The following is an 11949-nucleotide window of genomic DNA, read 5'->3' on the forward strand; positions in this document are numbered from 1 at the left end:
AGCCGCTATCGCCAAGCCAAACGAGTTGGTGCGTATCATGACGTCCAGATCACATGTGAGACCACTCGGGGCGTTGTTCGCCTCGCTCAGCGCAGTCGCGCTGCTCCTTAGCCCCAGCGACAGTTTTGCCAGACCCGGCGGCGCCGCGCCGCATGGGTTCACCGCATCGCCTTCGGGCACGGTGGCGCGTCCGCCGATCGCGCCGGGCGCCCGGTTCCACCGGCGTAACAATCCCTGGGTCTATTGGCCGGGCGGCGGCGGATTCGTCTACGACGGTGCGACGTACAGCCAGCCCTTCGGCGATGCCGCGCAGCCGCTCTCGAACGACGTGCGCTACACCTACACCTATGATGTTCCCTGGGACTGGGCGCATCGCTTCCCGCCGAACGTCGTGCCGTCCGATCGCCCCTATGTCCCGAGCTGTCCGACGGAGCAGGTGACGGTGCCAGGCCGCGGCGGCGGCGAGCATACCGTCAACATCATGCGCTGCTACTGAGCAGAGCTAGCCGAGCTCAAAGCTGGTCACGCCGAAGACGCGGTCGATCCGCAGCGGCGGGATCGGCCCCGTGTACATCCGCGCCGTCTCGAACACCGGCTTGAGGCCAAGCGCTTCCGCGAGCGCCATCGCCTCGCGATTGACGGCGGGGACATCGAGGAAGACCTCGCCGTCGTCAGCACTTGCCAGCAGGGCCTGCACGACCGCCTCCGCCGCCGCGCGGTCGTCGGCGACGAGCGGGCCGATCTTGCGGCCCGTCCGGCACGGGCGGATGACGCCCCATGCGGCGAGCTTGCCCTCGCGCACGACAGCACGGCCGACATGGCCCGATGTGGTGATCCAGGCGCGCAGGAAGGGGCTGCGCTGCGCCGGAAAGACCGTGGCATCGTCGGCTTCCACGCGCGCAAACGGGATCGTGTCGAGCGCCACGACGTCCGTGGGCGGCTTCGGTGGCGCGGCGGCGATGCCGCCATAGCGGATATTGGCGTAGGCGAGCTGGAAGCCGGACTTCCTGTAATTGTCCTGCTGCGCGACGACGCCGTCGAGCCCGATCACGCGCGAGCCCGCATGCGCGATGGCCGCGTTCCAGATGCGCAGGCCGTGGCCAGAGCCGCGAAAACTCTCCCGCACGATGTAGAAGCCGAGGAAGGCGAAGCGATCGTCGTAATTGACGCAGGAGACGGTCGCCACCGGCTCGCCGTCGATCTCGCCGACGAAGAAGCCGTGCGCGTCGGGGATGGCGAAACAGGCGGCGTCGGAGAGGCCCGGATTCCAGCCCTCGGCCGCGGCCCAGTCGACGGCGAGCGTGATCTCCTCGGGGCGCAAATTGCGGATCTGCAGATCGCTCATGATGGCTGCTCTCGACGGTGGACCTGCCGGCAGGTCCGGCGGTAGAAGGCCTCATGATAGGCCGGGCCTGCGGCCCGCCTCAACCTAGGGGATGACGGTCATGGCAGCAGAGAAGGTCGCACTCGTTACCGCAGGCGGCAGCGGCATGGGGGCGGGGGCTGCGCGGCGGCTTGCGGCGGACGGGTTTCGCGTCGCGATCCTGTCGTCCTCCGGCAAGGGCGAGGCGCTGGCGGCCGAGCTCGGCGGGTTTGGGGTCACCGGTTCCAACAAGTCGAACGACGATCTGAAGCTGCTCACCGACGGTGCGCTTGCCAGGTGGGGGCGCATCGACGTACTCGTCAACAGCGCCGGTCACGGCCCACGCGCGCCGATCACCGAGATTACCGACGAGCAGTGGCATACCGGCCTCGACACGTATCTCCTCAACGTGATCCGTCCGACCCGGCTGGTGACGCCGGTGATGCAGGCGCAGAAGAGCGGCGCCATCATCAACATCTCGACCGCCTGGGCGTTCGAGCCGAGCGCGATGTTTCCGACCTCGGCAGTGTTCCGGGCCGGCCTTGCCGCCTTCACCAAGATTTTCACCGACACCCATGCGGCCGACAACATCCGCATGAACAACGTTCTGCCGGGCTGGATCGACAGCTTGCCGCAGACCGACGCGCGACGCGACAGCGTGCCGATGCAGCGCTACGGCAAGGTCGAGGAGATCGCCGCGACGATCTCGTTCCTGGCATCCGACGGCGCGGCCTACATCACCGGCCAGAACATCCGCGTCGATGGTGGACTGACCCGCTCGGTCTGAGGCACGCAGTGTCGAATCGCGTTCTGGGTGCTTGTCGTGATGCGACGCGGGCGTGCGTCGCACGCCGCCGATGCTGGACGACGCGTGGCCCATCGGTCACACCCGTCGTCCGTTCGCACGATCTGAAGCTCACACTTCCTCACAGTCCCTATGAACTTCGCCGCAGCCCAAGACGAGCAGGGGGGTGCGGCCTATGCCTCAGCTGCGCCCGACGATTTCTGTCGGTGCGCTTCGAAACGCGACGTCATCGCGTGGGGCTAGGAGACTGGAATGAAGAAGTTTTTGCTTGCGGTTGCGTCGGTTGTGCTGGGCTCCGCATCGGTGCATGCAGCCGACCTCGCGGCGCATTACACCAAGGCGCCCATGATGGCGCCGGGCTACAACTGGACCGGCTTCTATGTCGGCGCCAATGTCGGCGGACAATGGGGCAGCGCCGACCCGACGACTTCGACCGTGTACGATCCCCCCGCCTACTTCACCTCCAGCAGCGTGCCTGCCGTCAATGCGGTCGGTGCCCAGCACGTCAACAGCTCCAGCGTGACCGGTGGCTTCACCGCCGGCTATAACTGGCAGGTCAACAACGCCGTGCTCGGCCTTGAAGGCGACATCAACTATTTCGGCTTCAAGGGTAGTGCGACCGGCTCGGCCAAATATCCTTGCTGCTTGGCCAACTTCACCGTCAACTCCTCAGTCTCGGCCGATTGGCTTGCCACGATCCGCGGCCGCATCGGCTTCCTCGCCACCCCCAACTGGCTGCTCTATGCCACCGGTGGTGCCGCGATTGCCGACGTGAAGGGCAACTTCACGTTCACCGACACGTTCTTCGGTGGCGCGGCCGAATCCGGAACGATCCGCGATACCCGCGTCGGCTGGACCGCAGGCGTCGGCAGCGAGTACGCGGTCGGGAATGGCTGGTCATTGAAAGCCGAATATCTCTATGTTGATCTCGGTCGCGCCACGACGACCAGCACGAATCTCACGTCTGTGTCGTTCGGCACTTTCCCGACCAACGTCTACACGCATTCGATCGACCTCACGTCGAACATCGTGCGCGTCGGCGTGAACTACAAGTTCGGCGGACCGGTCGTCGCCAGATACTGATCGTCATCCCGTTCCGACTCTGGCGTGGAAAGCCCCGGCTCTGCCGGGGCTTTCTGTTTTGCAAGTCAGCCCGTGTGCGAGGCGATCAGATGCGCCAGCGCCGGCAGAATCTTGTAGCGGGCGATCTCGTGCGGGTATTCGCCGCGATTGGCGAGCAGGACGATGCCGATCCGCCGTGCCGGCACGAGGCCGATATAGCCGGAGGCATTGTTGAGGCCGCCCGGCTTGTCGACGACGGTGACATCAGGAAGACGCACGGTCTCCCAGGCCATGCCCTGTCCGAATTTGTCGTCGACGCGGAAGAGCTCGTGCTGCGTCGTCCGCAATGCCTCGCGCAGCTGCGGCTCGACCGCCCGCCCGTCGACGCAGGCCGCAACGAATGTCGCGAGATCCCGCGGCGAAGAGAACATCTGGCCGGTGCCGGGAAAGTCGAAATAGCTCTGCTGGTTGCCGATCGGGCCAATGGCCGTGCCCTGATCCGAATAGCCCTGGACCACGCGATCCATCCAGGCCGTATCCATGACGGCACGGCTGTCCTCGCCGCGTTCGGGCACGGAGGTCGCATTCATGCCGAGCGGCCCGAGGATGCGCTGCGCGAACAGCGTTGCGACCGGCGTGCGGTAACAGCGCTCGAGCACGAGCTGGAGCAGCGCGTAGCCGGCATGGCTGTAGATGCGTTGCTTGCCGGGCGCTTCGCCGGCCTGCGGTTTCCACGCGTTGAGCATGTCGATGAACTGCGCCCGCGAAAACTCCTCGTTCGGCCAGGGCGGATGGTCGGTCGGTAGCAACAGTCCCGAAGTGTGCGTGACGAGCTCGCCCACAGTGACGCGACGGATATAATCGCCGCGGAGCTCGGGCAGATATTTCGGCAGGGGATCGTCGAGCCGCAGCTCACCGCGGAGCACGCCGAGCGCGACCAGCGTCGCCTCGAATGGCTTGCGCAGGGAGCCGAGGTTGAACAGCGTGTCCGGCGTCACCGGCCTCTTCGTAGCGTCGTCGGCAAAGCCGTAGTTGAAGAACTCGACATGGCGGCCGGCATAGAGCGCGGCCGAGAGACCACCTGGATGGTCCGGCGTTGCGGTCGGTGCGAGCTCGGCGGCGACGATGTCGCGCATCTGCGCGATCATGTCGGAATCCGCCATTGCCCGGCGCGGCCGGCCCAGTGCGATCGCGAGCGGAACCAGCGCAGCCCAGGCGAGGGTTCGCCGGCTGAGGTATGGAGTGGTGACAACAGACGGCACGGCTCTGACAAATGATGCGATGCGCCCCCGGGTCTCTTTTAGCGGTGAGGGCGCGATGACCCAATTCACGATTGCGCGTTCTGGGTTCCGCCGGCGCTGTGGAAAATTACTTAGCCCATGAGCTAACAATCATTGACGCCGGATGACGCTGGCCGTATAGTTAGCTTCATGGCTAACCAATTATCCAGGCTCGACCAGGTTTTCGCGGCCCTTGCCGATCCCACGCGGCGGGCGATCGTGATGCGGCTGTGCGCGGGCGAAGCGTCGGTCGGCGAGCTCGCCGACCCCTTCGACATGGCGCTGCCGAGCTTCATGAAGCACATCCACGTGCTGGAGACGTCCGGGCTCGTTCAGTCCGAGAAGTCCGGGCGCGTGCGCACCTGCCGCCTCAGTCCGGACACGCTCGTTGGTGCCGAGGACTGGTTCCAGCAGCAGCGCGCGATCTGGGAGGCGCGGCTCGACCGGTTCGAGGCCTATGTGATGAAGCTCAAGAAAGAGAAGGAGAGGGCGGCCGCCAAGCGGCCGTCCCGAACAACCAAGCGGAAAGGTGCCTGACGATGACGAATTCAACCAAAGCTGCCCTGTCGCAATGGTCGATGGACCGCGAGATCGTGATGTCGCGCGTGATCGACGCGCCGCGCGATCTGGTGTTCGAGGCATGGTCCGACCCGAAACATCTGCCGCAATGGTTCGGGCCCAAGGGATTCAAGGTCGAGACCTTCGAGATCGACGTGCGCGTCGGCGGGGTCTGGCGCTTCAACATGATCGGACCCGACGGCACGGTCTATCCGAACCGCATGCGCTTCCGCCGCATCGAGCGGCCCTCGTTGATGGAGATGGATCACGGCACCGACCAGGACGACGATCCCGGCATGTTTCGTTTCACGATCACCTTCGCCGAGCAGAGCAACGGCAAGACCGTGCTGATGATGCGTCAACTGGCCTCGAGCACCGAGCAGCGCGACGGCATGATCGGCTTCGGTGCCGTCGAATACGGCTACCAGACGCTGGACAAGCTCGCGGCCTATGTGGCGGGGATGAGGAGGTGAGAGCAGCGCCGTCATTCCGGACTCGATTCGCTGCATCGCCCGGATAACGGCCCTGGCTGATACCAGGTCACTGATGTGCCGGAGCGGCCGGTGGTTTTCGTTCCATCGGCCGGGGCGGCGCGCTCGAGAATACCGACAGGAACGTTCGCGCTCGTTCGGCTTTACCGTCGATGACGCAGATTATCTTCAGCGACTACCGCAACCCGGCCGCCGAGCAGGCCTACGATATCGCCTGGGATTTTCTCACGCGTACCGACGCCATCCGCGATGAATTCGAGGCCTGCGTGTTCCTCGCGCAACGTGTCGCCGGGATGCTCGAGGAGGGGCAGACGAACCGGATCCGCATGGCCAATCGCGCGATCTCCGAATATCAGCACTACGTCGAGGAATGTGACAACCGCATCCGCAGCGGCGGCCGCCGGGCCGGAGGGCTTTGAGCGCAGGCGCCCGGATGCGGGCCGGGCGGCCCCCGGGCGTTGAATTATGACAGTGCCGTCACGCAGATTCTTGTCGCGACGAGCTGCCTGACTGTGACAGAATTGCTACCGCTAGATGAAATATCGATTACAGCGGAGCGGTTCATGTTGCAGTGGCAGGCGCGGTCAAATCCCCTCGCGTGGTGGTGGGGATCCCTGACGCTCGTGAGCAGCGCCAATATTCTGGTCTGGTTCATGCTGTATCGCGAGTTCTACCCGACGGTCGCGGGCAGCATCGGTGGCGGCTCCGACATCGGGCTGATGTTCCTGCTCTGCGCCGGCTATGTGTTCGGCTGCGCCTTCCGCTCGGTGCTGCCGCGCGCCGACGTGCAGCGCATCTGCCTGTTCGACACCTGGCTGTCGAGCGTCGTCGTCGGCCGCACGGTCGCGACCGTGGCCGAGCTCTGCTTCGTCGCGCAATGGGCGATCATCCTGCATCAGCTCGGCAAGATGACAGGTGCCGAGACCGCGGTGAACATCGCGCTGGTGATCGTGCCGATCATCATCATCGCGGAGTGCTTCTCCTGGTACGCGGTCGTGACGACCAACTTCCTCTACAACGCGATCGAGAACTCGCTGTGGGCGGTGACCTTCTTCCTTGCCGGCATCGCGCTGTGCCGGCTGATGCCGGAATTCCAGGGGCCGGTGCGCTGGGCGCTGATGTCAGGCATCGTCGGCATCGCCTGCTTCCTCGCCTTCCTCGTCACCGTCGACGTGCCGATGTATCTCAGCCGCTGGCGGGCAGGGCACGCCGAGGGCAACAGGCTCCTCGGCTTTCTCGAAGGCCTGCATGACGTCTCGACGCGCTGGGTGGTGACCCACGACATCGCGCACTGGAAGGGCGAGCTGACCTGGATGTTCCTGTATTTCAGCGCCGCCGTGTGGTCGAGCCTCGCGCTCTGCGCGCTCTACGCCATGGAAGGCTATCTGACGCGCTATCTCGCCTGAGGTTGATTCTTATTTCGACGCGTTTTCTTCACGCGAACGGGTATCCACTTCGCTTGAAAACGCTTTATTTGCCGACCAGGCTGCACTTGCTGCGGTCGAGCGGGCGGAAGGCCTGGTCGGGCGGGATGGTTGCGACGAGCTTGACGAAGTCCCACGGGCCCTTGGATTCCTCCGGCGTCTTGACCTGCACCAGATAGAGATCGTGCACCATACGCTGGTCCTCGCGGATGCGGCCATTGGGCGTGTAGGCATCCGACACCGGTGTCGCCTTCATCTTGGCCATCACGGCCGCGCTGTCGTCGGAGTCGGTGTCCTTCACGGCTTGCAGGTAGTGGCGCACGGCGGAATAGACGCCGGCCTGGATTTGCGAAGGCATGGCTTTGCGCTTCGCATAGAACGCGTCCGAGAACCTCCTGGCCGCCGGCGAGACGTCCTCGAAGAACGAGGTGACGATGAGATCGCCGCGGGTGGCCTTGAGGCCGACGGCTTCGATGTCAACGTTCTGGAACGACATCGGCACGATCTTCATGCCCTGGTCGGCGAGGCCGAATTCCTCAGCCTGCTTGATCGCGGTGGCGTTGTCGCCGGCGACGTTGATCGCGAGGATTTTTGCGCCCGACGACTGTGCCTGGAGCAGGAACGATGAGTAGTCGGGGGTGCCGAGCTGGGCTTTCACGCTGCCGGCGACCTTGCCGCCGAGCTCGGTGATGCGGGCGCGCGCGGTCGCCTCGATCGAATGGCCGAAGGCGTAGTCACCGGTGATGAAGAACCATGGCTCCTTGCTGGTCCGCATGATGCCGGAGACCACGGCGGTCGCGGTGGAATAGGCGTCCTGCGTCCACTGCACGCTGGTCGGTGCGCAGGCCTCGTCAGTGAGCTGATTGGCGCCGGCACCGGAGACAAGAAAGATCTTGCCGTTGCCGCGCACCAGCTCCTGCACCGCAAGCGCCGCGCCGGAGCTGCCGCCGTCGGCGATCGCCTGCACGCCGTCGCTGAACCATTTTCGCGCGAGAGAGGCGGCGAGGTCTGGCTTGTTCTGGTGATCGGCTTGCAGGATCTCGATCGGCTTGCCGTTGATCCTGCCGCCGAACTCCTCCGCCGCCATCCGCGCCGCCTCCACCGAGCCCGGACCCATGGCAGTGGCGAACACGCCGTTCATGTCCGTGAGCACGCCGATACGGATGGCATCGCCCTTGATCTCCGCACGGGCAGTTTGCGCTGTGAGCGCCAGCGTGACCAGCAGGATGGCGGTGGATGTCGTGCGGAGATGGGCCATGGCGTTTCCTGATTTATCGTTGATCGATCGGTCGCGGTGGTCAGGCCGCCTCGGCGACGACCTTGTTGCGCAAAATTCCGATGCCGGAGATCTCGACCTCGACGGTGTCGCCGGGACGCATCCACAGCGGCGGTGTGCGCTTGGCGCCGACGCCACCGGGCGTGCCCGTGACGATGACGTCTCCGGGGACGAGCGGGCAGATCGTCGAGATGTAGGCGATCAGTTCGGGGATGGCGGTGATCAGGAGATCGGTGGTGGTGTCTTGCACCACGGTGCCGTTGAGACGCGTCTGCAAGGAGAGCTTCGACGGATCGGGAATCGCGTCAGCCGTCACCAGCCACGGTCCAAAGCTGCCGCTCTCCGCAAAAGTCTTGCCGGAGAGGAACTGGCTGGTGTGGCGCTGCCAGTCGCGGATGCTGCCTTCATTGTAGCAGGAATAGCCGGCGACGTGGTCGAGCGCGCGGCTGGCCGGAATGTGCCGTCCTTCCTTGCTGATGACGAGCGCAAGTTCGCCTTCATAGTCGAAATCGTCGCTGACCTTCGGCTTCACGATGGGCTGGAGGTGTCCGACCTGGCTGCAGGGGAAGCGGACGAACAGTGCCGGCTTCTCCGTAACCGTGCGGCCGGTCTCGGCGACGTGGTCGCGATAGTTGAGGCCGACGCAGATGATCTTGCCGGGATCGGGGATGACGGGCGCGAAGCTGATCTTGTCGAGCGGATGATCGGGCGCCGTGGACGCGACCAGCTTTGCCGCCTCTTGCAGGCGATCAGCTTCGAGCAACTGTCGCAGCGTGGTGCAGGGCGCCATGCGCGCGCCGAGATCAACGACGCCGTTGTCCTTGACGGCTCCGAAGGAGGCACGACCGTCGGCGACAAAAGAGAGCAGCTTCATGAGATATCCTTGAGATGTTCGGTCAGGCCGCGGACGGCACGTGGGTTGGAGGTATGATGGCGGCGATGAGCCGGTCGAGCTCGGCATCGTTGCGGGCGGTGCCGCGGATGTAGCGGTCGGGGCGGACGAGCGCGGCGGTGATGCCGTGCTCGCGGAGCCAGGGACCGAGGCCTTCGGCATCGTCGCTGGTCAGGATTTTGAGTCCCGCCTGCGAAAGCGCGAGGCCAGGCGGGAGCGTGGCCGCGCTCTCGATGAGGAGGACGTGGCCGTAGCCGATGCGGTCGTCGCTGCGGCTGCCGTCAGTCAGCATGAACTGCGGGGCAAGATGACCGGCGAGGAGCAGGTCGCCGGGCGCCAGCCCCGGGCCGAGCAGGGGCTTTTTGACCTCGAGCTTGACCGGCGCATTCTCGCGCGCCTGGCCGGCGGCGAGACCTGCCTCGATCGACTTGGTGTTGATTACGCCCCCGAGGCGAATGGCGAGTTCGATGAACTCGCGCACATGCGGCTGGCGTTCGCTCTGATAGGTGGCGAGCAGATCGGGCGCAGCGCCGTCGCGGATGACGCTGGCGAGCTTCCAGGCGAGGTTGGCGACATCGCGGATACCGGCGCACATGCCCTGGCCGAGGAAGGGCGGGGTCTGGTGTGCGCTGTCTCCGGCGAGCAAGAGCCGTCCGTTCCGCCATTGCTGCGCGATGACGGAATGAAATGTGTAGACCGCGGCGCGCTCGAGCTCGGCATCGTCGGGCGTAACCCAGCGCGACAGCAGCTCCCAGACCTTTGCCGGCTGCGCGACTTCGTTCGAATCTTCGTCCGGCAGGACCGTGATCTCCCAGCGCCGCCGCGCGCCGGTGCCGCGGACATAGGTCGCCGGGCGGCTGGGATCGCAGTGCTGGAGACTGTAGTCGCCGAGGTCATCGCGCGGGCGCTTGAGCAGGACGTCGATCACCAGCCAGCGCTCGTGGAAGCCGAGATCGTCCATCCCGGAGCCGATGAAGCGGCGAACGAGAGAACGCGCGCCGTCGCAGCCGATCACATAGCCGGCGCGGACCTCGCCGAGCTTGCCGCTGGAAAGGTCCTCGAAGCGGACGCGCACGCCACCTTCGTCCTGGTCAAGCGCGAACACGTCGCAGCGGCTGCGCAAGGTGACGTGCGGCCAGCGCGCGAGGCCGCCGATCAGCACATCCTCCAGATCGGGTTGGTGGAAGCGGTAGCTGAGATGCCAGCCCATCGGCGTCAGCGTCTGCGGCCGCGACCAGTCCAGCAGCATTTTGCCGTGCGCGTCGAGGAACAGCATGCCGGGGCTGAGGATGATTTGCGGCAGGATCGCATCAGTCAGGCCGATGGTCTGGAACACGCGCATGCACTCGTCGTCGAAATGCACCGCGCGCGGCAGATGATAGGTCCGTGCCTCGCGCTCCAGCACCAGCGTCCGCAGGCCGCAGAGGCCGAGCAGATTGGCGAGCGTGGCGCCGACCGGGCCACGGCCGACAATCACGACGTCGAACTCTTCGGGGGCGGAGTTATTTTGCATGAGGCGATCTTTGTCCTCAGGCGGGTGACCTCTTCAACGTCGCCGCGCCGAGTGTCCGTCCTGCGGACAGGCGGGTCCCCGGGGCGCGGACGCCTCGGCCGGGCAAGGCCGAGCATGATTAGCTCTTGCAATGGGCGCGCATCTGCATATATGTACAAGTGAACATATATGCAGATGACGATGGCGAAGGCCAGGAAAAAGACCGCAGTGGTCTCCCGCCCACGAGGGCGCCGGAGCAAGGACATGCCGGACGGCCGGCAAGCGCTGTTGGCGGCAGCCACCCACGCGTTTGCCTGCCACGGTTTCGATGGCGCCGATCTGCGCAGCGTTGCCAAAGCTGCCAATGTCAGTGCCAACCTTGTTCGCGTTCACTTCGGCAACAAGGCGGCGCTCTGGGAGGCTTGCCTGGATCGAGTCGTCGGAATCGGACTTCCCGCCATGGCCGGTGTCCAGGAGATCGCTCGCGATTCCACGCGCCCGCTGGCTGAGCGGCTTCGCGGCGTGATCTCCGCGATCGCCGCATTCTATGCTGCGCATCCTGTCGTCAGGGATTTCGTCGTCCGGCATGCCACAGACGCGCCGGAGCGGGCCGTGCTGGTGTCCGACCGACTTCTACATCCGGCCTATGCGACGGTTCGCGAGCTTTTTTCCGCCGGCATCGAAGCAGGCATCATTCGCAGTCGCCATCCCGCGCTGTTTTTTGTGCTTCTCAACGCTGCGCTGAACCAGCCGCCGGCTTTTCCGATGCTGCTCAGTCGGATTGCGCCTGAGATCGCCCCGGAAACCTCTCGCGATCTGCTGGTCGAGGCCACCATCGCGACGTTTCTTCATCTTCCACAATGACGCTGGATGACATCGCCAGCCTCGCCAAATGTCCAACCCGAGAGTGAGAGTCCCTATGCAATTTCGTCTTGTTCTTGCTTTGCTGAGCGCAACGATCACGCCGGCCCTGGCCCAGTCCGGTCCGAGCGAGGCTGACCAGCGGCAAGCCTGCATGGGAGACGCGCTTCGGCTTTGCGCTGCTTATGTTCCCGACCGGGACCAGATCAGAAGCTGCATGGCCGCTCAGCGCGATCAGCTCAGCCCACAATGCCGCGTCGTCTTTGATGCGTCCTCCCAGGCTTTGACGTCACAACGCCGTGCCGGGTCCAGGGCGCACTAGGACCGATCGACATTCATTGCATCCAGATCATTGCGGCTGCGAGATGGATGAAGCCGGTAAAGTTGGCGGTTCGCCTGTCATAGCGGGTTGCCAAGCGTCGGAAGTGTTTGAGCTGGCAGAAGC

At 65.1% G+C, this 11949-nt stretch carries 13 protein-coding genes; 8 read left to right on the forward strand and 5 right to left on the reverse strand.

What is annotated here, in order from left to right; translation table 11 throughout:
* Positions 1 to 37: 37 nt before the first annotated feature.
* A complete protein-coding gene (locus tag RAD15_RS40925; RefSeq protein WP_458184371.1) occupies positions 38 to 496 on the forward strand; it encodes a hypothetical protein in 459 nt (152 codons plus the stop codon).
* Positions 497 to 502: 6 nt separating this feature from the next.
* On the opposite strand, the gene RAD15_RS40930 is transcribed toward RAD15_RS40925, so the two are convergent.
* A complete protein-coding gene (locus tag RAD15_RS40930) occupies positions 503 to 1345 on the reverse strand; it encodes a GNAT family N-acetyltransferase (RefSeq protein ID WP_458184372.1) in 843 nt (280 codons plus the stop codon).
* Between the two features lie 100 nt (positions 1346 to 1445).
* Here RAD15_RS40930 and RAD15_RS40935 point away from each other — a divergent pair, with 100 nt between their 5' ends.
* Positions 1446 to 2150, forward strand: coding sequence for an SDR family oxidoreductase (locus RAD15_RS40935; protein ID WP_458184373.1), 705 nt, complete (start codon positions 1446 to 1448; stop codon positions 2148 to 2150).
* Positions 2151 to 2420: 270 nt separating this feature from the next.
* Positions 2421 to 3251 carry an outer membrane protein gene (locus tag RAD15_RS40940; protein WP_458184374.1) on the forward strand — a complete coding sequence of 277 codons (831 nt, stop codon included), beginning with the start codon at positions 2421 to 2423 and terminating at the stop codon, positions 3249 to 3251.
* A gap of 65 nt (positions 3252 to 3316) precedes the next feature.
* Here the strand turns inward: RAD15_RS40940 and RAD15_RS40945 are convergent, their stop codons facing one another.
* Positions 3317 to 4378: a serine hydrolase gene (locus RAD15_RS40945; RefSeq protein ID WP_458184375.1), complete on the reverse strand. Its 1062-nt coding sequence runs from the start codon at positions 4376 to 4378 to the stop codon at positions 3317 to 3319.
* A gap of 282 nt (positions 4379 to 4660) precedes the next feature.
* On the opposite strand from RAD15_RS40945, the gene RAD15_RS40950 reads away from it, so the two are divergent.
* The 4 genes from RAD15_RS40950 to RAD15_RS40965 all read left to right on the forward strand — a co-directional run bounded on the left by RAD15_RS40950 (position 4661) and on the right by RAD15_RS40965 (position 6965).
* Positions 4661 to 5047, forward strand: a complete 387-nt coding sequence (locus RAD15_RS40950) for an ArsR/SmtB family transcription factor (protein WP_458184376.1) — start codon at positions 4661 to 4663, stop codon at positions 5045 to 5047.
* A gap of 2 nt (positions 5048 to 5049) precedes the next feature.
* Positions 5050 to 5541 (forward strand): SRPBCC family protein, encoded by a 492-nt coding sequence (locus tag RAD15_RS40955; protein WP_458184377.1) that lies wholly within the window; start codon positions 5050 to 5052, stop codon positions 5539 to 5541.
* A 170-nt stretch (positions 5542 to 5711) separates the two neighbouring features.
* Entirely contained in the window at positions 5712 to 5978 is a 267-nt protein-coding gene (locus tag RAD15_RS40960; RefSeq protein ID WP_458184378.1) for a hypothetical protein, read from the forward strand.
* Between the two features lie 144 nt (positions 5979 to 6122).
* Positions 6123 to 6965, forward strand: a complete 843-nt coding sequence (locus RAD15_RS40965) for a hypothetical protein (protein WP_458184379.1) — start codon at positions 6123 to 6125, stop codon at positions 6963 to 6965.
* Positions 6966 to 7029: 64 nt separating this feature from the next.
* Here RAD15_RS40965 and RAD15_RS40970 read toward each other — a convergent pair whose 3' ends face one another.
* Genes RAD15_RS40970 through mhpA form a run of 3 tightly spaced genes read right to left on the reverse strand, consistent with a single transcriptional unit; the run spans position 7030 to position 10664 of the window.
* The gene (locus RAD15_RS40970; protein WP_458184380.1) at positions 7030 to 8241 is read right to left on the reverse strand and encodes an ABC transporter substrate-binding protein; all 1212 of its coding nucleotides are present in this window, start codon (positions 8239 to 8241) and stop codon (positions 7030 to 7032) included.
* Positions 8242 to 8281: 40 nt separating this feature from the next.
* Positions 8282 to 9133, reverse strand: a complete 852-nt coding sequence (locus tag RAD15_RS40975) for a fumarylacetoacetate hydrolase family protein (RefSeq protein ID WP_458184381.1) — start codon at positions 9131 to 9133, stop codon at positions 8282 to 8284.
* A 22-nt stretch (positions 9134 to 9155) separates the two neighbouring features.
* Positions 9156 to 10664 carry a bifunctional 3-(3-hydroxy-phenyl)propionate/3-hydroxycinnamic acid hydroxylase MhpA gene (mhpA, locus tag RAD15_RS40980; RefSeq protein ID WP_458184382.1) on the reverse strand — a complete coding sequence of 503 codons (1509 nt, stop codon included), beginning with the start codon at positions 10662 to 10664 and terminating at the stop codon, positions 9156 to 9158.
* Positions 10665 to 10832: 168 nt separating this feature from the next.
* On the opposite strand from mhpA, the gene RAD15_RS40985 reads away from it, so the two are divergent.
* A complete protein-coding gene (locus RAD15_RS40985) occupies positions 10833 to 11507 on the forward strand; it encodes a TetR/AcrR family transcriptional regulator (protein WP_458184383.1) in 675 nt (224 codons plus the stop codon).
* Positions 11508 to 11949: the final 442 nt, after the last annotated feature.

The organism is Bradyrhizobium sp. 14AA (assembly GCF_054185205.1).